The 24,675-nt window shown below is 40.9% G+C and carries 22 protein-coding genes; 17 read left to right on the top strand and 5 right to left on the bottom strand.

Annotated features, from left to right (window positions below; all coding sequences use genetic code 11):
- The first annotated feature begins 116 nt into the window (after positions 1-116).
- From FNK51_RS12655 to FNK51_RS12610, 10 genes are all read left to right on the top strand, one after another.
- Positions 117-287, top strand: coding sequence for a YpmA family protein (locus FNK51_RS12655; protein ID WP_065310840.1), 171 nt, complete (start codon positions 117-119; stop codon positions 285-287).
- A gap of 18 nt (positions 288-305) precedes the next feature.
- On the top strand, positions 306-782 hold the full coding sequence (locus tag FNK51_RS12650; RefSeq protein ID WP_141993554.1) for a cell wall elongation regulator TseB-like domain-containing protein: 477 nt from the start codon (positions 306-308) through the stop codon (positions 780-782).
- A 19-nt stretch (positions 783-801) separates the two neighbouring features.
- Positions 802-1,986 carry a pyridoxal phosphate-dependent aminotransferase gene (locus tag FNK51_RS12645; protein WP_141993553.1) on the top strand — a complete coding sequence of 395 codons (1,185 nt, stop codon included), beginning with the start codon at positions 802-804 and terminating at the stop codon, positions 1,984-1,986.
- A 236-nt stretch (positions 1,987-2,222) separates the two neighbouring features.
- Complete coding sequence (locus FNK51_RS12640) at positions 2,223-2,900, top strand: GntR family transcriptional regulator (protein WP_098370753.1); 678 nt, start codon at positions 2,223-2,225, stop codon at positions 2,898-2,900.
- 109 nt (positions 2,901-3,009) lie between these two features.
- A complete protein-coding gene (gene hpaI, locus FNK51_RS12635) occupies positions 3,010-3,927 on the top strand; it encodes a 2,4-dihydroxyhept-2-ene-1,7-dioic acid aldolase (RefSeq protein ID WP_098370752.1) in 918 nt (305 codons plus the stop codon).
- Positions 3,928-4,006: 79 nt separating this feature from the next.
- The gene (gene hpaE / locus FNK51_RS12630; RefSeq protein ID WP_141993552.1) at positions 4,007-5,521 is read left to right on the top strand and encodes a 5-carboxymethyl-2-hydroxymuconate semialdehyde dehydrogenase; all 1,515 of its coding nucleotides are present in this window, start codon (positions 4,007-4,009) and stop codon (positions 5,519-5,521) included.
- Positions 5,522-5,552: 31 nt separating this feature from the next.
- Complete coding sequence (gene hpaD / locus FNK51_RS12625) at positions 5,553-6,536, top strand: 3,4-dihydroxyphenylacetate 2,3-dioxygenase (RefSeq protein ID WP_141993551.1); 984 nt, start codon at positions 5,553-5,555, stop codon at positions 6,534-6,536.
- A 209-nt stretch (positions 6,537-6,745) separates the two neighbouring features.
- Entirely contained in the window at positions 6,746-7,627 is an 882-nt protein-coding gene (locus tag FNK51_RS12620) for an FAD synthetase family protein (protein WP_141993550.1), read from the top strand.
- 247 nt (positions 7,628-7,874) lie between these two features.
- Positions 7,875-8,213 (top strand): DUF485 domain-containing protein, encoded by a 339-nt coding sequence (locus tag FNK51_RS12615; RefSeq protein ID WP_052137282.1) that lies wholly within the window; start codon positions 7,875-7,877, stop codon positions 8,211-8,213.
- A gap of 3 nt (positions 8,214-8,216) precedes the next feature.
- Positions 8,217-9,782, top strand: a complete 1,566-nt coding sequence (locus tag FNK51_RS12610) for a solute symporter family protein (RefSeq protein WP_098370748.1) — start codon at positions 8,217-8,219, stop codon at positions 9,780-9,782.
- A 186-nt stretch (positions 9,783-9,968) separates the two neighbouring features.
- On the opposite strand, the gene FNK51_RS12605 is transcribed toward FNK51_RS12610, so the two are convergent.
- A complete protein-coding gene (locus FNK51_RS12605) occupies positions 9,969-10,838 on the bottom strand; it encodes a LysR family transcriptional regulator (RefSeq protein ID WP_181762249.1) in 870 nt (289 codons plus the stop codon).
- Positions 10,839-11,003: 165 nt separating this feature from the next.
- On the opposite strand from FNK51_RS12605, the gene hpaB reads away from it, so the two are divergent.
- Entirely contained in the window at positions 11,004-12,476 is a 1,473-nt protein-coding gene (gene hpaB, locus FNK51_RS12600; protein WP_098370747.1) for a 4-hydroxyphenylacetate 3-monooxygenase, oxygenase component, read from the top strand.
- 81 nt (positions 12,477-12,557) lie between these two features.
- On the opposite strand, the gene FNK51_RS12595 is transcribed toward hpaB, so the two are convergent.
- From FNK51_RS12595 to FNK51_RS12585, 3 genes are read right to left on the bottom strand one after another with little or no spacing between them, the layout of a single operon-like run.
- Positions 12,558-12,941 (bottom strand): 5-carboxymethyl-2-hydroxymuconate Delta-isomerase, encoded by a 384-nt coding sequence (locus FNK51_RS12595; protein WP_141993549.1) that lies wholly within the window; start codon positions 12,939-12,941, stop codon positions 12,558-12,560.
- Positions 12,942-12,958: 17 nt separating this feature from the next.
- Entirely contained in the window at positions 12,959-13,747 is a 789-nt protein-coding gene (locus FNK51_RS12590; protein ID WP_098370745.1) for a fumarylacetoacetate hydrolase family protein, read from the bottom strand.
- Complete coding sequence (locus FNK51_RS12585) at positions 13,744-14,532, bottom strand: fumarylacetoacetate hydrolase family protein (protein ID WP_141993548.1); 789 nt, start codon at positions 14,530-14,532, stop codon at positions 13,744-13,746. The genes FNK51_RS12590 and FNK51_RS12585 overlap by 4 nt, the downstream gene beginning before the upstream one ends.
- A 205-nt stretch (positions 14,533-14,737) precedes the next feature.
- On the opposite strand from FNK51_RS12585, the gene FNK51_RS12580 reads away from it, so the two are divergent.
- The 6 genes from FNK51_RS12580 to FNK51_RS12555 all read left to right on the top strand — a co-directional run bounded on the left by FNK51_RS12580 (position 14,738) and on the right by FNK51_RS12555 (position 21,863).
- Complete coding sequence (locus FNK51_RS12580) at positions 14,738-16,270, top strand: 4-hydroxyphenylacetate 3-hydroxylase family protein (protein WP_141993547.1); 1,533 nt, start codon at positions 14,738-14,740, stop codon at positions 16,268-16,270.
- Between the two features lie 150 nt (positions 16,271-16,420).
- On the top strand, positions 16,421-18,280 hold the full coding sequence (locus FNK51_RS12575; RefSeq protein WP_141993546.1) for a XylR N-terminal domain-containing protein: 1,860 nt from the start codon (positions 16,421-16,423) through the stop codon (positions 18,278-18,280).
- A 262-nt stretch (positions 18,281-18,542) separates the two neighbouring features.
- The gene (gene asnS, locus FNK51_RS12570; RefSeq protein WP_141993545.1) at positions 18,543-19,835 is read left to right on the top strand and encodes an asparagine--tRNA ligase; all 1,293 of its coding nucleotides are present in this window, start codon (positions 18,543-18,545) and stop codon (positions 19,833-19,835) included.
- A gap of 117 nt (positions 19,836-19,952) precedes the next feature.
- A complete protein-coding gene (locus FNK51_RS12565; protein ID WP_141993544.1) occupies positions 19,953-20,648 on the top strand; it encodes a DnaD domain-containing protein in 696 nt (231 codons plus the stop codon).
- Positions 20,649-20,670: 22 nt separating this feature from the next.
- Positions 20,671-21,327, top strand: a complete 657-nt coding sequence (nth, locus tag FNK51_RS12560) for an endonuclease III (protein ID WP_076365732.1) — start codon at positions 20,671-20,673, stop codon at positions 21,325-21,327.
- Positions 21,324-21,863 carry a YpoC family protein gene (locus FNK51_RS12555; protein WP_141993543.1) on the top strand — a complete coding sequence of 180 codons (540 nt, stop codon included), beginning with the start codon at positions 21,324-21,326 and terminating at the stop codon, positions 21,861-21,863. The genes nth and FNK51_RS12555 overlap by 4 nt, the downstream gene beginning before the upstream one ends.
- A 40-nt stretch (positions 21,864-21,903) precedes the next feature.
- On the opposite strand, the gene FNK51_RS12550 is transcribed toward FNK51_RS12555, so the two are convergent.
- Entirely contained in the window at positions 21,904-24,648 is a 2,745-nt protein-coding gene (locus FNK51_RS12550) for a PBP1A family penicillin-binding protein (RefSeq protein WP_141993542.1), read from the bottom strand.
- Positions 24,649-24,675: the final 27 nt, after the last annotated feature.

Here is a 24,675-nt window from a genome sequence, read left to right as displayed (position 1 = left end):
AGAATTTATAAAGAAAAATAATCTTTGAGCTGGTATAATGTGATAGGTGGTAAAGCCTTCAAATCCTATTCATACCAGTGGTTGTTGACAAATTATTAAAATGGAGGGGCGTTTTCATGGAAAGTAAAATCGAAGTAATTTCAACAGTCAGGTTGCAACATTCTCCTGATCTGTATAAAATTGTGGATTCTTTGAATCGAACATTGAAAAAAGATGACTTAATGTTCGGCCTGGCACTGGATTCCCAAGATCAAGAAAAAGCGATATTTACAATTTATCGTACATAGAAAGAAGGAAAAGCAGCTTTGAAAAAATGGTTGATTATTGCTTCTATCCTGGTCCTTTGTTTTATCGGATTTGTCAGCGGGGCATATATTAAAGCGTTGCAGCCTAAAAAAGAGGCTGGTAATGAAGCTTTCAAAAAGGCAAAGGAAGAGGGCGGCCTTGTGACCATGGAAGAATTTTACCTTTATAATGGGCAGGATTCATACTCTGTAATCATTGGTAAGGGAGAAAAAGGGACTAAAAAAATAGTCTGGCTTCCTGAGGACAAGAAGAAAGAAATAGTAGTGGAAAACTATAAAGATGGTAAATCAAAACAAGAAATCTTAAACATTGTCAAAGAAAACCTTAATCCCCAAAAAATCATTTCGGTTAAGCTAGGCATGGAAAAGAACGTTCCGCTTTGGGAAGTAACGTATCTTGATGAATCCGAGCGTTTTAACTATGACTATTATGATTTTAAAACTGGGGAATGGTTGAAGTATTATCGAAGCATTTAGAATGGAGGATTAATTTAAAATGAAATTAGCGAACCGCGTTCAGTCATTAACGCCATCAACAACATTGGCCATCACGGCAAAAGCAAAGGAACTTAAGGCCCAAGGTCTAGATATAATTGGTTTGGGTGCTGGTGAACCAGACTATAATACGCCCAAACATATCATAGATGCAGCACTGCTTTCCATGAATGAAGGTCAAACTAAATACACGCCATCCGCTGGTCTGCCGAAGCTAAAAGAAGCAATTGCGGCTAAATTGAAGCGTGATCAAGGCTTGGATTACAAACCGTCTGAAATTGTAGTTGGCTCAGGTGCAAAGCACGCGCTTTACACATTGTTTCAAGCTATCCTGGATGAAGAAGATGAAGTCATTGTTCCGATACCATATTGGGTTAGCTATCCTGAGCAAATCAAGCTTGCTGACGGTATACCAGTTTATGTAGTCGGTACGGAAGAAAATCAATATAAAATCACTAAAGAACAATTAGAACAAGCAATTACCGAAAAAACGAAAGCGGTTATCATCAACTCTCCAAGCAATCCAACGGGCATGCTTTATTCCAAGGAAGAATTGGCAGCTATCGGGGAAGTTTGCCTGGCTCATGATATCTTGATCGTTTCCGACGAAATTTACGAAAAATTGGTTTATGGAAATGCTAAACATACATCCATTGCAGAGATTTCACCTGAATTGAAAAAGCAAACGATCATCATCAATGGTGTTTCTAAATCGCATTCGATGACTGGCTGGAGAATTGGTTATGCAGCCGGTGATGAGTCCATCATTAAAGCAATGACGAACCTTGCAAGCCATAGCACATCCAATCCTACCACAACTGCTCAATATGGTGCGATTGCCGCTTATGAAGGCACACAGGAGCCTGTTGAAGAAATGCGTCAGTCATTTGAAGGCCGTTTGAATAAGATATATGATAAATTGGTTGAAATTCCAGGGATCAGCTGCATTAAACCACAAGGGGCATTTTATTTATTCCCGAACGTTAAACGTGCAGTTGAATTAACAGGGTACAGCAATGTCGAGGAATTTACGACTGCGTTGCTGGAAGAAGCTCAAGTGGCTGTAATTCCAGGTTCAGGGTTTGGTGCACCCGATAACATCAGACTCTCTTATGCAACTTCATTGGAGCTGCTGGAAGCAGCAGTTGAAAGAATACATTCATTCGTTAAATCAAAAATGGCATAATTTTTTAATAACCTGCAGACCACCTGGCTACATCAGGGTCTGCAGGTTTTTTTGTTTGTATTTCGATATAGCACTTTCGGGAAGAAGACATGATAAGCGTTTTAGCTCACTTCACTATGGCAAAGGAAAAGGTCATTATTTATGGCAAAACAAGCTTGTAAAGAAAAGTAAAAATCATATATGATTTCTAATAAAAATCGATTGCAATCATATATGATTTCATATATGATGAAAATATGGAAGAGAAAAACAAAAACCCCAGCAAAAAGCAAATAGCTTATGAGCACCTTCGTAAATTAATTTTGGATGGAACATATGGTTCTGGACAGCGGATCATTATCGATCAAACGGCAAAAGAACTTAGTTTAAGTCCGATTCCTGTCAGGGAAGCGATCAGACAACTGGAATCTGATGGCCTTATTCAATATAAGCCTTATAGTGGAGCGGTGGTTACAAGCATTAATGAGAGCGAATACATTGAAACTCTTTCTGTTTTATCTTTGCTTGAAGGATATGCTGCTGCCTTAAGTTCTTTAACTATGAATGATCATGATTTTGAAAATCTAATTAATTTAAACAAAGAAATGGAAAAAGCCCTCCATAACTTTGAATTAGAGCTGTTTGGTAAGTTAAACGAATGTTTCCATGCGGAAATTTATGAAAAGTGCGGAAATTCCTTTTTAAAGGAAGAAATTAAACAGGCGCAACAAAGAATGAATAGGGTCAGAAAGTCCATGTTCACCATGGTTCCGCAACGCGCAGTCCAATCGATTCGCGAACATGAAAGCATCATAAAGCTTCTAAAGGAAAAAGCATCTTTTGAAGAAATTGAATCATTGGTGAGAAAGCATAAACTGAATGCCATCAGCACATTCAAGCAGAGGGCGGAAACTAAACACGATCAGGCACTTTGATGACCTAGGCTTTGTTTTATAATAGTCGATCGATTATTCATAAAAGCAAAGCCGATTTTTTCACTTGAATTATTCCGAATATTCCAATAATTAAAAGGTGGTAGAAAAAATGTACGAGGAAATCAAAAGTCGTTTAAGAGGATCCATCGCTCCCGTTATCACTCCGTTTGATGAAAAGATGGAAGTTGATGTAAAGGCAATTGAAAATCTAGTAAACTGGCACATTGAAAGCGGTTCCCATGGAATCTCGGTATGCGGTACTACCGGCGAGCCGAGTTCACTTACGATTGAGGAACGGGAATTAGTGATGGAAACGGCTATTAAAGCAGCAAAAGCCCGTGTTCCAGTTGCACCAGGTACTGGATCTGCCAATCAGAAAGAAACGTTGCATTTGACAAAAAGGGCACAGGAAATGGGCGCGGATGCTGCTTTAGTCATCGTTCCTTATTACAATAAACCGAATCAACAGGCACTTTACAATCATTTTAAAACGGTAGCCGATTCTGTTGATATCCCGCTTATCGTTTATAACATTCCCGGAAGAACGGCGACGAATTTAGAAGTGAAGACATTGGCACGTCTTGCTGAAGATTGTAAAAATATTATTGGTGTAAAGGAATCTAATAAAGATTTCGAACATGTGAACCGTGTCTTATTGAATTGCGGAAGGGATTTTCTCTTATATTCGGGCATCGAATTATTATGCTATCCAATGTTGGCTATTGGAGGGGCAGGACATATAAGTGCTACTGCAAATATCACTCCTAAAGAAGTTGCGGAAATTTATAACCTTTGGGTGGAGGGTGATGTGGATAAGGCACTTGACCTCCATTACAAATTAATGCCATTGAATGATGTCTTGTTTAAAGAAACCAATCCAGGACCATTAAAAGCTGCGATGGGGATGATGGGGAAAATCAATCCTGCATTAAGGCCGCCTATGGGACCGCCTTCGGAACCATTGGAAAAAGAACTGCGTGAAACCCTTCAATCATACGGGTTGATTGACCAAATAATCCAGTCATAATTGCTAGATTGGGAAGATTGCACAAATCTAATCGATTATTGTCATCTTCCCAAAATTATTTTTTAAAGGAGGATTTATCATGCAAACTTTTCCCGTGCAAGATGTCAAGCATTACATCAATGGTCAATTTGTCGATGGTATCTCAGGAAAAACATTTGAAAATCTAAGCCCTTTTAATAATCAAGCAATCAATAATGTGGCAGAAGGGTTTAAAGAGGATATTGATCAAGCGGTAGCTGCCGCAAGAGCTGCATTCGATAATGGCCCATGGAGAACGATGAAAGTGGAAGAAAGATTGAAGTACATTAATAGGATTGCTGATTTAATTGAAGAAAATGCAGAAGAAATTTCCTTTTTGGAATCCCTTGATACAGGGTTGCCGATTAGCCAGACAAAAAAACAGGCGGCAAGGGGAGCGGAGAATTTCCGTTTTTATTCTGAGATGGTGAAAAGCAGGCTAATAGGAGAGTCGTATCAAGTGGATGACACTTTCATCAATTATACGATCCATAAACCGATAGGAGTGGCAGGATTAATCACTCCTTGGAATGCGCCATTCATGTTAGAAACCTGGAAGATCGCCCCGGCCCTGGCTACAGGTAATACATGTGTCCTTAAACCGGCGGAGTGGTCCCCACTGACTGCCAATAAATTGGCACAAATCATTGACCAATCCGGTCTGCCGAAAGGCGTATTCAATATCGTTCACGGTTTTGGGGAAACAGCAGGGGCGTCCTTGGTTGCCCATCCTGAAGTCCAATTGATATCCTTTACCGGAGAAACGACGACTGGCGCTGAAATCATTAAAAATGGTGCGGATACAATGAAACGTTTTTCCATGGAACTCGGAGGTAAATCGCCAGCGGTCATTTTTGAAGATGCCGATCTAGAAAAAGCCCTGGATTCTGTGGTTTGGGGAATTTATTCATTTAATGGGGAGCGCTGCACAGCCAATTCCAGATTATTTGTCCATGAATCGATAATAGACCAGTTCGTTGCAGAGTTGAAGGAACGTGTTCACAATATCAAAATTGGAAACCCAATGGAGCCAGAAACGGAAATCGGACCGCTGATCCATCGTAACCATTTTAATAATGTCTCCCGTTATCTGGATATAGCAAAAGATGAAGGGGCGGAAATCGTAAGCGGTGCCATACCGAGTGCGTTCAAGGAAGGGAATTATATTGCCCCGACGCTTCTCTTGAACTGTACAAATGAGATGACGGTAGCACAAGAAGAGATTTTTGGGCCTGTCATGGCAGTCATTCCTTTCAAGACTGAAGAGGAAGTACTGAGAATGGCTAACGATGTAAAGTATGGTCTCGCTGCTTATGTATGGACCAATGATATGAAACGTGGACATAGATTTGCACAGGCTGTAGATAGCGGGATGGTCTGGGTGAATTCCCAAAACGTAAGGGATCTGCGGATACCATTTGGAGGATCGAAATATAGTGGGGTAGGACGTGAAGGTGGCCATTATAGCTTTGAATTCTATACGGAAACACAAGTTATCCACGTAGCAATTGGCGAACATCACATTCCAAAATTTGGAGACGTGAAACGGAATGCCGTTTCTTCTGCTGAAAAATAATCCGTGTTTCATTAAAGAAGGGGAGAATACTATGAATTTTTCTATTATTCGTGTTGCGAGAACGATACTTAATGTAACAGATTTAGATAAATCAAGAGCCTTTTATGTGGATGCTTTAGGTTTCATTGAAACGGAAAGAACGAATGATCACATATATTTACGTGGTTTAGAGGAAGCGCATCATCACTCGCTTATCTTGCAAAAGGCAGAAAAGCCAAGCGTTGAAGCAATAGGATACAAGGTTGAAAAAGAGGAAGACCTTGAAGAATTGGAATCTTTTTTCCTGTCCAAGGGAATGAAAATGAAGTGGATGCAGGAAGGAACACAGCATGCACTAGGCAAGTCGCTACGAGTTCAGGATATTTCAGGATTGCCAGTGGAGTTTTTCAGCAAAATGGATAAAGCCGAGAGATTGCTTCAACGATTCGATATGCATAGGGGTTCAAGGGTCCAAAGAATCGATCATGTGAATTGTTGTGTACCAAATGTGCAAAAAGCCCATGATTTTTATGTGAAAGAATTAGGTTTTGCCTGCTCGGAAGACACAGTGGATGAATCGGGCAAATTATGGGCAACGTGGCTACATAGAAAGCAAACGGTCCATGACCAGGCATTCATGAACGGAATCGGTCCAAGACTTCATCATGTAGGCTTCTTTCTGCCTGACCCCCTTGCACTTATCCATGCCTGTGATGTACTGGCATCACTGGGATATGCCGAGTCCATCGAACGCGGACCAGGAAGGCACGGCCTATCCAATGCATTCTTCCTATATTTAAGAGACCCGGACGGTCACAGGATCGAATTATACAATGGGGATTACTTAACAGCTGACCCGGATACCGAACCAATTCATTGGGATTTGAATGACCCAAGACGCCAAACATTCTGGGGAGCCAAAGCGCCGGATTCATGGTTTGATGAGGCATCTGCCGTACTTGATATAATATCAGGTGAAGAAGTTCCTCTTAAAGAACCGATTCTGGCAAAAAGCAAGCCTGAATTCATCATATAGAAGCGGGATTTAGGATGAATGATCGAACGTTCTTAAAAACATACATTGACTCCCCTGGTCATTAGGATATGGCGCTAGTGCATATTCCAAGACCAATTGTCACCATTTAAGGGAACAGAACGGGTGAATGGTTGATGGAAACTGCTGGATTATGGAAGGTCCGTTTACAGAGTTTATAATGTAACCTTTCAAGAAGCAAAGGAAGGAAGATGGATTTGGATATCATTCATGTTCAGCACCCACTTTCCAGTATATATACAGCAGTAGCAGAACCGTGTGTGCTGGCTCTTGGATTTTTCGACGGAGTTCATCTTGGCCATCAAGAATTGATAAATCTAGCCAAAAGGATTGCCATACAGCAAGATTTGAAATTGGCAGTCATGACATTTTTTCCGCATCCAAAGCAAATCATAGGAAACGCTCAACCCCAAACATATATTACTCCTTTAGAGCAAAAAGCAAAAATCATGCAAGATTTAGGTGTAGAAACCTTGATAGTCGTGAACTTCGATTCCGCATTTGCCCATCTTTCACCTACTGGTTTTATCGAGGATTATCTATGTGGATTTAAATGCAAACATGCCGTGGCTGGATTCGATTTCCGCTATGGACATAAAGGGGAAGGGAATATGGAAACGCTGAAAATCGAAGGTAAGCGATTTTTTGAAGTGACGGAAATGAAGAAGTTTGAAATTGATCATGAAAAAGTAAGTTCCACTAAGCTTAGAAACTTGATTGCAGAAGGTCGGTTCGCAGATATCCCGTCATTCCTTGGCACATACTTTGAAAGTCAAGGAACATTCCATTCCAAGGAAAATCAACACGTCATCGTTACATTATCGGAAGCATTCCTGAAACCCCCGCCAGGAGTTTATTTAATCGAAATCCAGAACGAAGGAAATGTTTATGAGGGAATTGCCTATCAAACAATGGACGGATCATTTCATGAGAGTTGGCACTTACATTTCAATGATTCTCTTCCCTTGGAAGGAAAAAAGATTCATATCAAATGGAAAAGTGAAAGGATAATGAAGTCGAAACAGATGACGGATATGCGAGCCAAGTCTATTACGAAAGTGCAAGCCTTCTAAAAAAGATATGGTCTGGGACAGGGCAGCAGTGGGAACTTACTGCTGCCCTACCTGTGAGCGTCACGGTTAGACAAAAGGAGTACGGAAAGCTTAGGGAATGGGCTTTAGACCTCTTTGTGCAGATGAGTTTGTTTGGATTTTGGGATGGAGGGGATATGTGCCATTGAAGAAAGCGGCTGACATTGGAGAGACTCAACACTACTAGTACCGTCCTTGCAAAAATAAAAATCAGAAGAGGTGTGTAGAAATGGTTCGGTTGGAAAAAAACCTTGATGAATCGGAACAAACTAATCTAGTGGATTATGAAAAGATTGTTGCCTCCAAAGAGTTTCAGAATATGCTTTCCGATAAAAAGAAATTCGTTATCCCTTTTACGATTTTCTTTATGGGATATTCCCTGCTTTTGCCCTTCTTAGTTTTTTACACAGATATCCTGGATCACCCTTTCATAGGAGACATAACCTGGGCGTGGGTGTACGGTGTCTCCATTACGGTTATGTCTGTATGGGTTTGCAGCATATATGTAAGGAAATCAGAAAGAATCGATGAACAAATAAAAGAAATCATCGAGAAAGAAGGGCTTTGAATCATGAATTGGACAGTTATTATTCTCTTTGCGCTAATGTCGATAGGTACCCTTTTCATCACGTATTTCGCTTCCAAAAAAACTAAAACGGCAGGCTCTTTTTATACGGCCGGGGGAGGGTTGACCGCTAGGCAAAATGGACTTGCATTGGCCGGGGATTTTATGTCGGCCTCCACGTTTTTAGGGTTGATTGGGGCATTTTCCTTAACGGGGTATGATGGATTTTTCCTGATGTATGGAGCACTTGTTTCATTTCTTGTCGTGTTATTCCTAGTGGCTGAACCTTTAAGGAACTTGGGGAAATACACATTGGCTGATATGGTGACTACAAGGTTTAAATATAAACAGGTCCGGGGAGTGACCGCATTTAATACCTTGGTGATATCAGTCATGTACATGCTGGGGCAACTTGTTGCGGCAGGTGCTTTATTTAAATTGCTTTTAGACATCCCGTATAATATTTCTGTCATCATCGTAGGTATTGTCATGTTGGTATTTGTTCTATTTGGGGGGATGACGGCGACGAGCTGGGTGCAGATCATTAAAGCTATCCTGCTGATAGGCGGAGTGTTTATATTATTCATGATCGTCATGTGGAAATTGAATTTTAGTTTCATCGGAATTTTCACTGATATGAAAACGGCGACACCCATGGGTGCAGATTACCTGAAAGCAGGTATTAAATATGCCAGTGGGTGGGATGCAGCTTCCTTATCACTGGGACTAATTCTGGGAACGGCAGGTCTACCTCACATTTTAATACGTTTTTTGACTGTCCCGAATGCACGAGTGGCAAGAAAGTCTGTTGTTTGGGTGATGTGGATTATGGGTGCTTTTCATATCATGGTCATTTTTCTCGGATTCGGTGCTGCGAAGTTGGTTGGAACATCGAATATCATGGCCGCTAATCCAGCGGGTAACATGGCTGCACCTTTATTGGCAAAACTTGTGGGCGGGGACATCTTATTCGCATTTATTGCGGCCGTTTCCTTTGCAACGATACTCGCAGTTGTTGCGGGAATCGTTTTAACGGGTGCTACGGCTTTTTCACATGATTTTTATAATGAAATATTAAAAGATGGAAAGGCGACGGAAAAACAGCAAATGACGATGGCTAGATGGGCATCAGTTGGTGTTACTGCACTTGCGATCGTTTTATCATTAGGTCTGCAGGAATTCAATGTAGCGTTTCTGGCATCGATTGCCTTTACACTGGCGGCTAGTTCGAATTTGCCGGTAATCCTTCTTACGATCTATTGGAAAAAATTCAATAAAACCGGAGCGATAGTCGGTATGATGACAGGTCTTATTGGTACGCTTTTGCTCGTGGCTCTAAGTCCAAATGTCTGGAACCCGGCCCCCGGAGCCACCATTATGACAGGTGACCCGATTTTTCCTTTGAATTCACCAGGAATCGTTTCCATTCCGCTTGGGTTCCTCGCATGCTATTTAGGTGCCCTGTTCGGTAACCGCAGGACAGCGTTGAAAACGGTTACAGAAGACAATTATAATGAAATCCTCGTAAAGTCCAACACCGGTCATGATGTTAAGGGGGTTTTGCGACATTGAATGATGTGAAAGCATGCCTATAAATAAAGCGCAGTTCATCGCACTTATGAATGGATTTGAAAAAGCAGCCATCAAATGATAGGTTGCTTTTTTCTTTTCATTGGATAAAGAAATTCAAACAAACACTAAAGATTAGAAAGAGGTACAGATGAACTAATATACTAATATTCAAGGATAACTGGCCATTCATTCAGAAAATGTTTCTAGAAATTTGACGGCGCCTTTGGAAAGATAGCGTTCTTCGAGCCAAATAAGGGCGGCTTCCGATTGTACTTCACAATCTATCAATTCGATTATTTTAATACCTTGGGTTGAAAACGATTTGGATGTGGTTCGTGGCATGATGGTAGCGCCTATTCCTTCCTTCACCAAAGATAAAATCATTGCAGCATCAGGACATTCACATACAATCGTCGGTTCAAACCCATGTCTGAAGCACTCATCCACTATAAGTTCATAAGTTCCCTGTCCGCTTACCCTATGCAGCAATAGGAGGGGATAATCCTTAATTTGTTTAAATTCGATGGAGTCTGGGATATCCCAATCTTTTGGGGTGACAAGCACAAAATCTTCCGGCGGAAGGTTAATCGCTGAGAATTGCTTACCGTTAATTGGAAGCCGTACAATGGCCAACTCGATTTCCCTGTTTATTAAGCCTTCTGTCAAACGGAACGTATCACCTTCCATTAACTTGAAGCGTATGTCAGGGTATTTTACTCTAAAGGCCCTCATCCTTTGCGGAATGTAAGAAAAGCAAGTTTTTACTGACCCTATGGAAAGAGTGCCCTGTACCCCTTTACTGACTTCCTTAACTTCCAGTAGTGATTCTTCAAACTGGTTTAATAGAGCTTCGGCCTTTTTATATAGGACCTTGCCAGTTTCAGTGAGTTCAAGTTTCTTTCCATTCCGATCGAAAAGTTTTTCACCGATTTCCATTTCCATTAATTTAAGTTGCTGGCTAAGGGGGGGTTGAGCCATATGTAATTTTTTTGCGGCTTTGGTTACTTGTTCTTCCTGAACGATCGTCACAAAATACTTTAACTGCCGGATGTCCATTATATACACCTCATACATATGATTTACATATACATATTGAATTTTTTAAGTATTATATATATATCATAACATATGGTATATTTTGTTATAGGAATTAATTGAATTTTTGGAATTTATTTAATTGTAAGCGCTTCATTTAGATTGATACTAAAGGGGGATGTAAGCATGCCAGCTAAAACAGGTAAAGAATATATCGATAGGGTAGATAAAGCAAAGGCGAATGTATGGATCAATGGAGAGCAAGTAAAAGATAAGATCAGTCAACATCCAGCTTTTAAAGGGGTCATGAAATCACAGGCCGAATTATATGATTTGCAGCATGATTCCGCGAAAACTGACATCATGACTTATATTTCACCAACTTCAAACGAAAGAGTAGGGACTTCATTCATGCAGCCGCGGACTAAGGAAGACCTTGAAAAAAGGAGGAAAATGATTCAAGAATGGGCAAGGCATAATAATGGAATGATGGGACGTTCCCCTGACTATATCAACAGTGGGATGATGGCGTACGGTACTGCAGCTGATATGTTCGGCACTCAGGATTCGGCATTTGCTAAAAATATGAAAGATTATTATGAGCTCTGCAGGGAAAAGGATTTGTCGTTGACACATACCTTGATTCAACCCCAGGTTAATAGGGGAGTTAGTGCCGCAAAGCTTCCGGACCCTTACATCGCTGCACGGATTGCTGGCAAGAATTCAGAAGGGCTTATTATAAAGGGAGCCAGATTATTAGCTACACAAGGAGGAATAACGGATGAAATCATGGTTTTCCCTTCAACATTGCTTAAACAATCGGAAGAAGAAAATCCTTATGCATTCGCATTCTCCATACCAAATAATACACCAGGGTTGAAATTCATCTGTCGTGAATCATTCGACTATGGCAAATCACATTTTGACCATCCTCTTGGTTCAAGGTTTGAGGAAATGGATACGATTATCGTTTTTGATGATGTAGTCGTTCCTTGGAATCGGGTATTTGCATATGGGGATGTCGGCATTTGCAACCAGGCTTATAATGAAAGCAATGCAGTTGTTCATATGACCCATCAGGTGGTAGCGAAGAATATCGCCAAAACCGAGTTCATTCTGGGGATTTTGCAACTAATGGCGGAAACCATCAATATCGGGCAATACCAGCATGTTCAGGAAAAAATCTCGGAAGTCATCATAGCGCTTGAAACGGTAAAGGCTTTCATTACAGCTTCGGAGGCAAACGCGAAAGTGGATAAGTGGGGAATGATGACACCCGATTTCACACCGTTAAACATAGCCCGTAATTATTATCCGAAGATTTACCCTAGATTCAGTGAAATAATGCAGCTTCTTGGAGCTAGTGGCTTAATGGCGATACCAAATGAAGCCGATTTCAATTCGGAGCTTCGACCGGATTTGGATAAATATCTTCAAGCCGCGAATGGTGGAGCCTATGACAGGGTTAAATTGTATCGTCTCGCATGGGATGTATGCATGAGTTCATTTGGATCCAGGCAAACGCTGTACGAAAGATTCTTTTTTGGGGATCCGGTCCGTATGGCGAGCGCTTTATATAACGGCTATGATAAACAGGAATATGTGGACCGTGTCAAGGAGTTCTTGAACCGTACTGAAAACCTTGCAGAAATCAACTGAGCCCTGTAGCATTGGCAAAACATATTAATTTAAAGGCCTTCCCGATAATGAGGAAGGCCTTTAAATTTGAAATATTGTTCATTAATTATATCGATCATGGATATTATTCTTTTTATATGTGCCAAAATCACTGAATTCAATAAGTTCCATGGAGAGGGCTAGATATCTTTTTGAAAAGAGGGATGCCAAATGGGATTCAATCGTTTCGAAAAGTTGGTCACATACTTTGGTTTTATCACTGTCTTTGCGTCCAGCGCCAATTTTTAGTATGGCATGAACAAAGGCATCATCCTCTGTACCATCGGCAACACGATAATGCTTCAATTCAATGGCCCGGGATCGAATGCCGCCAATCGGAAAGATGGAAGGATAGGATATCAGTACATCATTCACCTTCCTTAATAAGCCGTCAATCTGGATTTCATCTTTGATATTATCCGTATATTCAATAATGATATGAGGCATGTGATCAGTCCCTTCCGTTAATTATGGATTTTTAGATGCGGCCGATCCCCGCCTTCAGTAAATATATCGTCACCGACTATTGTGTTAACGAGTTTCCCGATACCTTCAATTTCAGTGATGATTTCATCGCCTACTGCAGTATCCGCCAATCCTTCAGGTGTGCCTGTCAATATGATATCCCCTGGGCTCAATGTCATGAAGCTGCTAAAATATTCAATTAAATCAGCAATGCCGAAAATCATGTCTTTCGTGTTGCCTTGCTGAGTCAATTTTCCGTTGACGTAAGTTTTTATGGCTAGATTCGAAGGATCTGGAATATCCTCGGCATCGACAAGCCAAGGCCCAATTGGGGTGCAGGTATCGCGATTTTTGACCTTCAGGTTAGGTCGGTAGTAATTCTCCAGATAATCCCGTATTGCATAATCATTTGCAATCGTATATCCACTTACATACTTAAAGGCTTCTTCCTTTTTTATGTTCTTCGCCTTTTTACCTACGACGACTGCAAGTTCACATTCATAATGCATATAAGCTGCATCAGCAGGCCGTCTTGTCTGTCCCCGGTGGCCGATAAAGGTATTGGGACCTTTTAAGAACGCAAGGGGTTCTTCCGGGGCTTTAAAAGCAAGCTCTTTCGCATGGTCTGCATAATTCAAGCCAAGCGCGAAGACAGTTCGTGGTTCCACAGGGGGAAGCCAGACAACATCCTGCTCATTGACAATCCTGCCATCCGCCAATTGGAGCTGGCCATAATATTCACTTGCTGAATGTATGGCACCTGCATAGGCTACACGTGCTCTCTTCATAAAATCCCCTCCAGTGATAGTTTTTTCTCGGAAATGATGGTATTTTCCAAATATCCGATTTCGTCTATTTCTATTCTGACATGATCATTGGCTTTTGCCAGCGGTGCATTCTCTGGAACACCAACTAGAAGGACGTCACCCGTACTCAAAGTCATGAAGTCAGTTACATCCTCAATAAGGCGGGATATGGAGCGAATTAGATTTGAAGTTGAATTTTCCTGTCTTAACTCTCCATTTATATATACACGAATTCCTAAAGAATCGGGGTTGGAGATGGATTCCTTGGATACGACCCATGGACCGATCGGGCAAAATCCATCACGGGCTTTATGGCGGATAGCAGGACGGAAAACGCTCTCATGCGGAATGCTAATATCATTGGCGATCGTAAAACCTTCTATATAATCCAATGCATGTTCTTTCTTGACTCTTGTGGCCGTTTTACTGATTACTATTCCAAGTGCGGCCCCGATTTCCAATTCATGTATGCCGTTTGGAAGGGGAACCGGATTTGAAAAAGACGAAAACGTGTTTCTAGGTTTAATATAAAGGATCGGCCCTTTAGGAGGTTCATTATAAGGAGGATGGTAGACCTTTTCCTTCAATGCTTCCAATGATCCTTTATAGTTTAATAATGTTCCATATACGGTTCCTGAAATAGGGTTATCCAACTTGATTTGTGATACCTCATACTTATCACCGTTCATTAATATATAGCGGTTCGACAGTATTTCCATTTCTTCTGAATAATCTGACTTTTGGAGTTTCACTCTTGCTTTTGCCATGGACACTCACCCCTTGTTTTTATTATTAATCATATATGATATCGTATATGATTTATTGTTTAAGTTCAACATATTTAGATTATTCAGTATAATTAGACAAAAAATGTTAGAAAAAAGATGGGTTTCAACAGATAAATGCCTTGAACATTTAGTTAGTATGAAGCTAGGAATTCAAATTGAAAGATTGTGAATGGGGGATGTTCCGATGATGAATGGTAAAGAGTATTTAGAAAGTTTACGAGATGGAAGAACGGTATTCTTGAACGGAGATAAAGTAGATGATGTGACGACACACCCAGCATACCGCAATTCTGCCAGGTCAATTGCCCAACTATATGATGCTCTCCATGATCCGGTTACTGCACGGATTTTAACGGCCAAGACAGATGAAGGTCATACTACCCATAAGTTCTTCAAGGCCTCAAAGAACGCAACAGAGCTGCTTGAAGCAAGGGATGCGATAGCACAATGGTCAAAATTGAGCTATGGTTTCATGGGTCGTACCCCTGACTACAAAGCTGCTTTTACAGGATCATTGGGACCGTATAGCGATTTTTATAAGGGATTTGAAGATAATGCGAAAAGATGGTATGAAAAAACCACAAGGGACGTTCCCTTCTGTAACCATACAATTATAAATCCGGCAATGGACAGGAATAAACCGCTACATGAAAATAAAGAGGTATTTGTGCGTACGGTGGAAGAGCGGGATGATGGGATAATCGTAAGCGGAGCCAAAATGGTTGGAACTTCTGCAGCACTGACGAATTATAATTTTGTCGCGAATTATTCTCCTGTCGATCTTGGGGAAGGAGATAGAAGCCATGCATTGATTTTCTTTGTGCCGATGAATGCGCCGGGATTAAAAATGATCAGCAGACAGTCTTTTGAAGAAACGGCTGCCAAGTCAGGCACTCCTTTCGATTACCCGCTTTCCAGTCGGTTCGACGAAAATGACGCAGTCATCGTCCTTGATCATGTATTCGTCCCATGGGAGAATGTATTCGCCTATAATAATGTGGAAATTGCAAATGGGTTTAGATCCAAGACTGGGTGGATGAATCGATATACATTTCATGGCTGCACACGCTATGCGGTGAAATTGGACTTTATGGCTGGGCTTCTGATGAAAGCTACGGAAATGGCAGGAACGAATCAATTTAGGGGAGTTCAAGCCAATATAGGGGAAGTGCTTGCTTACAGGAATATGTTTTGGGCTATCTCGACAGCGATGGCTACGGATCCGATGGAAGGGCCGAATGGCACTGTTCTACCCAATAGCACATATGCAACTGCATATAGGGTGTTCGCACCAATGGTTTGGCCAAAGGTGAAACAGATATTTGAACAAGTTGTAGCAGGTAATCTCATTCAACTCCCATCAAGCTCCAAGGATTTTTTAAACCCTGAGGTCCGTCCGTATCTCGATAAATATTATAAGGGTACAGGCGGGGTTTCGGCAGTGGAAAGGGTAAAACTGATGAAACTTATATGGGATTCCATCGGCACGGAATTTGGTGGCAGGAATGAATTATATGAAATCAATTATGCAGGTAACCATGAAAATATTAGGCTTGAAACCATGAAAATGGCAGATTTAAATGGACAATCGGATAAATTCAAAGCGTTTGTGGACTTGGCAATGGACGATTATGACCTCCATGGCTGGACAAATGATAAGTGGATAAATGCATATGAAGGCATTAATGCTGATTTGATCCAGCTCCGAATGAATTAATCTGATTAAGAAAACGTGAAAAAAAATGGTTTGTATTGGACTCCCACCGGTTTTTCCGCCACTGCATGATATGAATGCGTTTACATTTATCTTGAAAGGAAAGGTATGGAAAAAGTATAATATTATGTAAAAGGAAAGCCGGAGGGAATCATGACGAATCTTTTGAATCTTAAGAATGATGATGGTGAAATTCATTTAAATGATGAGAGGATGATCCTGACTTCCTCTTCGATTTTCGGTACTTTAAGAAAGGACTTGATCGAGAATATTGGATTTGAAAGAATGAAGTCTTTTTTAATACGTTATGGCTGGAATATCGGAGTCAATGATGCTAAAAAGGCACTAAAAGGGAATATGTCAACGGTTAAGGAGATACTGAGGCAAGGCCCCATTTTACATATGCTGCAAGGTTATACAAAAGTTAATACTATGAATCTGGAATTATCGATGGATAGTCAAGCGGAAGTGCACTCTGTAAAGGTGGAAGGGGTTTGGGTGAATTCCTATGAAGCAGAGGAACATATCACCCAGACAGGCATCGCGGAAGAGCCAGTCTGTTATACATTGACGGGATATGCAAGTGGATTTTATTCAACGGTCTGCGGTCATGAAGTGATTTTCAAGGAAAGTGCCTGTAAGGGAGCAGGGCAATCAGAGTGTAGATACGAAGGGAAATCGATACATTTATGGGGCATGGAGATTCAGGATGAGTTGAAATATTATAAAACCGAACCGATTGTACAAGAGCTTGCCGTAACATATGAAAAGCTGCTGGAGGAACGCAATAGTTTGTCAAAAGTGATGGATATTCATAATTTGCTGACAGAAGAGTTAATTAACGGGAGAAGCCTTCAATCCATAGTGAGGATGGTTTATCAGAAAACAAAAATACCTTTGTTGATGGAGAATTTCAATGGCAATCAGGTTTATCATGCTGGCTTTCAGAAAGGGAAGGTGAGGGAAGTCAGGAATCAGCTTAAATTAATGAGGGAAAATGGCCCTGTCACTTTGGAGACCGGAAGAATCGTAAAAGATGGGATGGAGCTGCTTTATACTCCCATAACGTTACAAAATAAAACTTATGGCTATTGTGCCTTTGTGCAGTCTGATCGAGTCGAAGGAAAAACGAACCTGGAAATCAATCGAATGATTCTTGAGAGGGTTTCCATGACTGGTTCCTTATTCCTCTTAAATGAGAAAAGCAGTTTTGAAGCCCTTGAAAGGGTAAAAGGTTTATTTCTTGAACAAATATTAAATAGAGAATTTGCTTCTAGAGAAGAAATAATCAAAAAAAGCATGTATTTAGACGCTTCATTGGATCATCCTTTCACCATTGCGGTGCTGGGCTATCATTTTTCCTCCGATCGGGGGACAGAGAATGACTATTTCATTCAGCAGAAAATCATCGAAGAGATATATAGTTTCTTTAAGAAGCGGAATCAAGTCGTCTTAACAGCATTAAGGGATGGTAATATCGTATTGCTTATACCATTGAGTCCTGGAAATGAATTTCAATTTCTAACCAAGGAATGCATCAATCACTTATATACTGTTTTCAGCGGATATAATTTTAAAATGGGACTTAGCACAACAAGTGATGAATTGGAACGGGCTCACGATGTTTTTCAAGAAGCTTTAACCGCTTTGAATATGAATGAAGGAACTCGGGATATTACCAAATTTGAAGAAGTCGATCTGCTATCCATTTTAATGCATACTGGTAGTACTCCAGCGGTCCTGCAAAAAGCTGAGAAAATGCTGGGTCCTTTATTGATGAAAGAAGATCCAAAAATGAATGAATTATTGAAAACGCTTTATGTATTTCTGCAATGCGGTGGAAATCTTGAATGCAGCATGAAAGAATTGAACATTTCAATGAGTGGTTTACGCTATAGGATCAAAAGACTTGAAGAGCTGCTTTCCTGCCAAATAAGAAACCCTAAAAGTGCTTTTCAATTATATGCATCATTTGAAACCTTGTTAAAGGCGAAAATGATTACCATTGGTTGATTGGATTCAATCCTTTGTTTAAAAGTAGAAATGTCGATCGATACATATACAGAGATGACTTTCCTGTAATAAGAGCATGGGCATTAGTGAAAAGTAATCTACCATACAATCTGGCGAATACGCGACAAAAACATATTAAGAGTGATTTAAAAGGGCATGGAACTTCCGCTTCAAGTGATTTATTTGCTTGTAAGCAGGGCTATGGGTATAATAAGTAGAGTAAATTCATTAGTAAGTTAAGCTATTTTTGGAGGTAAATTCCGTGAAAATTACAATAAAAGATGCTAGCAAATTCGTCGATCAAGAAGTTACCATTGGAGGCTGGCTTGCCAGCAAACGTTCCAGTGGGAAAATTGCTTTCCTTCAAATCCGTGATGGCTCTGGTTTCATTCAAGGTGTGGTCGTGAAAGCTGAAGTGGGTGAAGAAATTTTCGCTCGTGCGAAATCGATTTCGCAAGAGTCATCCTTGTATGTAACAGGTGTCATTCAAAAGGATGAACGATCGCCGTTCGGTTTTGAGTTACAGGTGAAAGATATTGAAATCATACATGAATCATTGGATTATCCCATTACACCTAAAGCTCATGGTCCCGAATTCTTAATGGATAACCGCCATTTGTGGCTGCGTTCAAAACGGCAGCATGCAGTCATGAAAATCCGGAATGAAATAATCCGTGCTACATATGAATTCTTTAATGAAGAAGGTTTCGTTAAAGTGGATCCCCCAATTTTAACTGGAAGCGCACCAGAAGGAACGAGTGAGTTGTTCGCGACTAAATACTTTGATGAGGATGCATACCTTTCACAAAGTGGTCAGCTCTATATGGAAGCGGCTGCCATGGCACTTGGGAAAGTATTTTCCTTTGGTCCTACCTTCAGGGCAGAAAAATCCAAAACAAGACGACATTTAATCGAGTTCTGGATGATTGAACCAGAAATGGCTTTTATCGAATTTAAAGAAAACCTGGAGGTCCAGGAGCAATTCGTTTCTTCCATCATCCAATCCGTATTGAAAAACTGTCAGCTTGAGTTAAATACACTGGGCCGTGATACAGCGAAGCTTGAACAAATTAAAGCTCCTTTCCCGCGGATTACATATGATGAAGCCATTAAGTTCCTTCATGAACAAGGATTTGATGATATCCAATGGGGTGATGATTTTGGAGCTCCGCATGAAACTGCGATAGCGGAAAGTTATGATAAGCCTGTTTTCATAACTCATTATCCAACCAAAATCAAGCCTTTTTATATGCAGCCAGATCCTGACCGGGAAGAAGTGGTTCTTTGTGCCGATTTGATCGCTCCGGAAGGTTATGGAGAAATAATTGGCGGTTCAGAGCGGATTCATGATCAGGAATTGCTTGAACAGAGAATCAATGAGCATGGCTTGAGCGAAGATGCTTACAAATGGTATATGGAATTAAGAAAATATGGCTCTGTACCGCATTCAGGCTTCGGTTTGGGATTAGAACGCACCGTTGCATGGATCAGTGGAGTCGAGCATGTCCGTGAAACCATCCCGTTCCCACGTCTATTAAATCGATTATATCCTTGATTCCGTAAATGAAGCGGTTATCTTGCCATATTTGGCAGATAACCGTTTTTTGTTAAAATTATAAACTTATTCGGAGAGCCTTATTCATGTTATACTTAACCAGAGGTGTCCAAATACATGAATAAAGAACATTTATATGCGTGGTTTAAGGAAGGAACGATAACGATTCCATCCTTTTTGTTGACTAACTATAGTACAATGGGGCTGAATGAACAAGAAATGGTCCTATTATTACAATTGCAAAGCTTCATCGATAAAGGTAACCATTTCCCTGCACCATCCCAACTTTCTGACCGAATGACATTGCAGGAAACGGAATGTCTATTCTTGATCCAGCGTTTGGTCCAAAGGGGATTTGTTGAAATGGTGGTTGAGGAGAGCCAAGAAATCGGACAGGAAAAATATTCGTTGTCCCCACTTTATGAAAAAATGATGGACTGGTTCTTGAAAACTTTGAAACAGTCAGAGTCTGCTGAAATCCAAAAAGCGGGGGAGAGCCTTTATACGATATTTGAACAGGAGTTCGGCCGCCCTTTATCTCCATTTGAATGTGAGACATTGGCAATGTGGATGGAAGACGACCATCAACCTGAGATCATTAAGTCAGCTCTGAGGGAGTCTGTCATTTCCGGAAAATTGAATTTCCGATACATTGATCGAATTTTATTCGAGTGGAAAAAGAATGGAATTAAAACCTTGGAACAGGCAAGGGAGCAAGGACAAAAATTTAGAGTTCACCAAAAGAGGGACCGAAAGACGGAGACTGCACAACCGTTGAAAGATGTGCCTTTCTATAACTGGCTCGAGCAGTAATGTAAATTGAAGGAGAACCAATATGTTGAATAAAGCTCAAATACGATATTGTCTGGATACGATGGGTGAAATGTTTCCGGATGCCCATTGTGAGCTGAATCACTCCAATCCATTTGAATTGGTGGTTGCTGTTGCCCTGTCAGCTCAGTGTACGGATGTATTAGTCAATAAAGTCACGAAGGATTTATTTCAGAAATATAAAACGCCTGAGGATTACATAAGCGTTCCGATAGAAGAGTTGGAGAATGACATTCGCTCAATCGGTTTGTTTCGTAACAAGGCGAAGAACATACAAAAGTTGTCGCACATGCTGATCGAAGAGTACGGTAAAGAAGTCCCCAGAGATCGTGATGAGCTAGTTAAATTGCCTGGCGTTGGCAGAAAGACGGCGAATGTAGTCGTTTCCGTTGCTTTTGATGTGCCAGCGATTGCTGTGGATACCCATGTAGAGCGTGTTTCCAAGCGTCTGGGATTATGCCGTTGGAAGGATAGTGTCCTCGATGTTGAGAAAACGTTGATGGCTAAGATACCAAAGGATGAATGGTCCGTTACGCATCACCGCCTGATATTCTTTGGACGCTATCATTGCAAGGCCCAGTCACCAAGATGTGAAACCTGCCCGCTTCTCGAGTTATGCCGTGAAGGTAAAAAAAGAATGAAAAGGAAAGAAGCCAATTGACGCAGTCCATATCATTAAAAGTTCCTAAAGAACTGGACCATTCTTTGTTTTTTCCTGAAAAGGAACCCATCTTGGAAAAAGAGCGATATGCAGGTTGGAGTGAAACGATCCCATTCGAGGCTTTCCCGTATGAGTTACTTTATTATAATAATGTAGAGGCGTATGCTCCTTGGAATAAGGGGGCAATGCATGTAAAGGAACTTCTGGAAATATGGAAGGGAATTGATTCAGAATGCAGTTTGCTATTTTCTGAGCGAAAAGTGGGACAGACTTTGGGACTCATGAAGAAGGGGATCGGTTTGTTTTTAACCGCAGTCTACTGGATGCATGGGAAGCCAGTGATATTGAATGATTTCCGGGTCCAAATAGAATCCTTTAACAATATACCGGTAAATATGGATGAAAGGCTTTCATTCATCCTTGCAAGACCTGCTTTTTTTCATTCTTATAGACAGCTTAGTGAGTTGTTCCGAGAATTTGAAAAACAATATGTGAAGTTCATGATCAAAAATAAGAACAGCCAAAAAAACGTCTAAGCTAAAAGCTTAGACGTTTTTTTAGTCAATCTTTATATATTTATTCCGTATCTTTGTTTGGATCTGGGTCCGGGTTAGGGTCAGGTTCAGGGGTTTCGACTGGTTTTTCCTCTTCTACCGTTCCGGGGTCAGTGACATCATCCCCGCCTTCGACGTCCTCATCACCCTTATTGCCATTTCCGTCATCAGTGTTGTTGCCATTTCCATTCCCATTACCATTATTATCATTGTTGCCATTTCCATTATTTCCGTTATTGTCGTTATTGCCGTTTTCACTATTTTCGCCATTGTTATTTTTGTCTTTGTCTTTGTCTTGTTTATCCTCTTCGCCTTCTGCAGGAGCTTCTTGTTCCGGATTTTCACCTTCGGCAGGATCTTTAATCTCCTCGTCCTCAGTACCCTCAGGGACTTCCACTTCAGCAGGTATTTTGACAGATGTACTCGCAGGATCACTTTGTTGGTTATCAACTAGAGCTACCACTGAGAAAGTATATTTACTTCCAGGGGTTGGATTAGGGATCGTTAAACTAGTATCCTTCGATTTTTTTAATACGCTCTGTGCACCGCCGTCCACGGACATCTTAACCTCGAATTGGGTATTCCCATTACCTTTAGGATATGACCATGATAGATTGATTTCATTGCTTTCCTGGTTGTAAGAAGCGTTAATGCCAGGTGAGTCGATCTTTTCATATTCTGTCGTCACTTGTGTTGGCTCGTGGCCTTTAACATAATATTCATAAGTGATTTTACTGCTTGGTGTATATTCATTAGCTTTAACAGCTGGATTCGAACCTTTGATGACTCCAACCTTCACAACACTGTCAGGTTGATCAAAGTCTTTCGTTTCTTTTGATTGAGCCATATGTTCCATTAAATTCTTAAAGATGAATTTAGGGATCCTTTGAGATGATTCACCCAGATATTCCATTTGCTCACCAGATGCATTATCATAACCAGCCCAAACCGCGACTGTATAATTCGTTGTATAACCCGCCATCCAGCTGTCTTTTACACCGGAAGATGGGATGTTATTCGCTGCACGCTGTTCAGGCGTGAAGTTGGTTGAACCTGTTTTACCGGCTACCGGGAGACTAGGTATATTGGCTAACCTTCCTGTTCCATAAGGTTCTTTCATTACGCTTTTCAACATGTCCGTCACGATGAAAGCTGTTGAATCTTTCATGACAGGCTTTGATTCCGTCTTATTTTTGATGGTTGTTTTATCACGTAAAACAATCTTTTTCACACTATGCGGTTCATTATAGATACCGTTGTTTCCGAATGAACTGTATGCACCGGCAAGTTCAAGTGTAGAAACATCCTTACCGCCGCCCAATGCTGCCGATTCGGTAATTTCCTTGTCAAAAGGAATGCCAAGGTCAGTGGCAAAATCACGTGCCCGGTCCAATCCGACTGCTTGAAGCGTTTTTAAGGCAGGAATATTTAATGACCGTGCCAGTGCTTCACGAGTGGTTACAGTACCATAATGTCGTCCTGAAGCATTTTTAAGCGGTGTTCCATTACTGTAAGTATATTCCTCATCCTTGATTTGTTGGTAGGTGGACCAGTTTAAATATTCCACGGCAGGACCATAATCCAGAATTGGCTTAATGGTCGAACCAGGTGACCGCTTGGCATCCGTTGCATAATTCCAGCCGCGTTTAACCGTCGTGTTCCTGCCGCCGCCCACTGCTTTAATTTCACCAGTTTCTGTATCGAGTAATGTGACTCCTGCTTGGAGATCTTTACTTGGATAATTGATGATTTCATCACTGTTCAACATGTTATAGACATATTCTTGGGCATCTTTATCAATGGTCGTTTGGATTTCCAAACCGTCGGTAAAGACGTTATAGTCACCCATATCCCCGACTTCCTCAATTACCAAATCGATGAATGCATCGTATGCGGTCGTATCGATTTGGCTCTTATCGATTTCTTGAAGTCCTTCAGTTATATCGATGCTTTGTGCATCTTTCATTTCTGTTTCGGTGATATATCCATGTTTATTCATTAAGTGCAGAACAATATCACGGCGTTCTTTCGCACGTTCAGGGTGTTTATACGGGTCATACCTGCTTGGGCTTTGCGGTAATCCTACAAGCATGGCCGCTTCGTTCAATTTCAATTCGCTAAGATCTTTTCCATAATAAGTTTGCGATGCAGTTAAGATCCCGTTGGCGCGGTTTGCAAAGAATATCTTATTCACATACATTTCGAAAATTTCTTCTTTTGTATATTTTCTTTCAAGCTGAATGGATAGCCACATTTCCTGGACTTTCCTTTTAATGGTCTTATCAGGTGTTAAATAAGAACGCTTGATAACCTGCTGGGTCAATGTACTTGCACCCTCTGAGCCGAATCCGTTTTTGAAGTTAGCTATGACGGCACTGCCCAGACGTAAGAAATCGACCCCGTGGTGTTCATAAAAACGTGAATCTTCCGTTGCCAGGAAAGCTTCTTCGACTAAATCGGGAATATCTTCATAATTTACATAATCCCGGTTTTCCTTTCCGATTTCAGCTAGCAATTTACCATTTTCATCGAGAATCTTGGATGTGACCGGATCTTTCAAAAGTTTTTCGTCAAGTTTTGGAGCGTCGCTTATAAAGTAAGCCATTGCAGCTCCACCGGCAACAAGGCCTATTATTCCGATTGTAACAAGTATAAGGAAAATTCGCTTAAGCATATTGGTTGGCTTTTTAGGACCTTTATTCTGTCCGTTTTTTTGAGTCTGCCCCTGCTTTCGGCGTTCTTCTCTAGTATTATATTTTTCAGCCATTACAGCTAACCTGCCTTTCTAAAAAAA

Origin of the sequence: Bacillus sp. B4EP4a (assembly GCF_006680105.1) — a bacterium.
GTDB classification, from domain to species: Bacteria; Bacillota; Bacilli; order Bacillales; family DSM-1321; genus Peribacillus; species Peribacillus simplex_E.
This window is presented reverse-complemented; position numbering and strand designations above follow the sequence as displayed.

Coding starts and splice junctions, on each gene's coding strand:
- FNK51_RS12580 (WP_141993547.1), top strand. CDS start 14,738: ATGATGAATGGTAAAGAGTATTTAGAAAGTTTACGAGATGGAAGAACG.
- FNK51_RS12620 (WP_141993550.1), top strand. CDS start 6,746: ATGGATTTGGATATCATTCATGTTCAGCACCCACTTTCCAGTATATAT.
- FNK51_RS12645 (WP_141993553.1), top strand. CDS start 802: ATGAAATTAGCGAACCGCGTTCAGTCATTAACGCCATCAACAACATTG.
- hpaE (WP_141993552.1), top strand. CDS start 4,007: ATGCAAACTTTTCCCGTGCAAGATGTCAAGCATTACATCAATGGTCAA.
- hpaI (WP_098370752.1), top strand. CDS start 3,010: ATGTACGAGGAAATCAAAAGTCGTTTAAGAGGATCCATCGCTCCCGTT.
- FNK51_RS12595 (WP_141993549.1), bottom strand. CDS start 12,941: ATGCCTCATATCATTATTGAATATACGGATAATATCAAAGATGAAATC.
- FNK51_RS12615 (WP_052137282.1), top strand. CDS start 7,875: ATGGTTCGGTTGGAAAAAAACCTTGATGAATCGGAACAAACTAATCTA.
- FNK51_RS12585 (WP_141993548.1), bottom strand. CDS start 14,532: ATGGCAAAAGCAAGAGTGAAACTCCAAAAGTCAGATTATTCAGAAGAA.
- FNK51_RS12640 (WP_098370753.1), top strand. CDS start 2,223: ATGGAAGAGAAAAACAAAAACCCCAGCAAAAAGCAAATAGCTTATGAG.
- FNK51_RS12605 (WP_181762249.1), bottom strand. CDS start 10,838: ATGGACATCCGGCAGTTAAAGTATTTTGTGACGATCGTTCAGGAAGAA.
- FNK51_RS12655 (WP_065310840.1), top strand. CDS start 117: ATGGAAAGTAAAATCGAAGTAATTTCAACAGTCAGGTTGCAACATTCT.
- FNK51_RS12550 (WP_141993542.1), bottom strand. CDS start 24,648: ATGGCTGAAAAATATAATACTAGAGAAGAACGCCGAAAGCAGGGGCAG.
- nth (WP_076365732.1), top strand. CDS start 20,671: ATGTTGAATAAAGCTCAAATACGATATTGTCTGGATACGATGGGTGAA.
- hpaD (WP_141993551.1), top strand. CDS start 5,553: ATGAATTTTTCTATTATTCGTGTTGCGAGAACGATACTTAATGTAACA.
- FNK51_RS12590 (WP_098370745.1), bottom strand. CDS start 13,747: ATGAAGAGAGCACGTGTAGCCTATGCAGGTGCCATACATTCAGCAAGT.
- FNK51_RS12575 (WP_141993546.1), top strand. CDS start 16,421: ATGACGAATCTTTTGAATCTTAAGAATGATGATGGTGAAATTCATTTA.
- FNK51_RS12565 (WP_141993544.1), top strand. CDS start 19,953: ATGAATAAAGAACATTTATATGCGTGGTTTAAGGAAGGAACGATAACG.
- hpaB (WP_098370747.1), top strand. CDS start 11,004: ATGCCAGCTAAAACAGGTAAAGAATATATCGATAGGGTAGATAAAGCA.
- FNK51_RS12610 (WP_098370748.1), top strand. CDS start 8,217: ATGAATTGGACAGTTATTATTCTCTTTGCGCTAATGTCGATAGGTACC.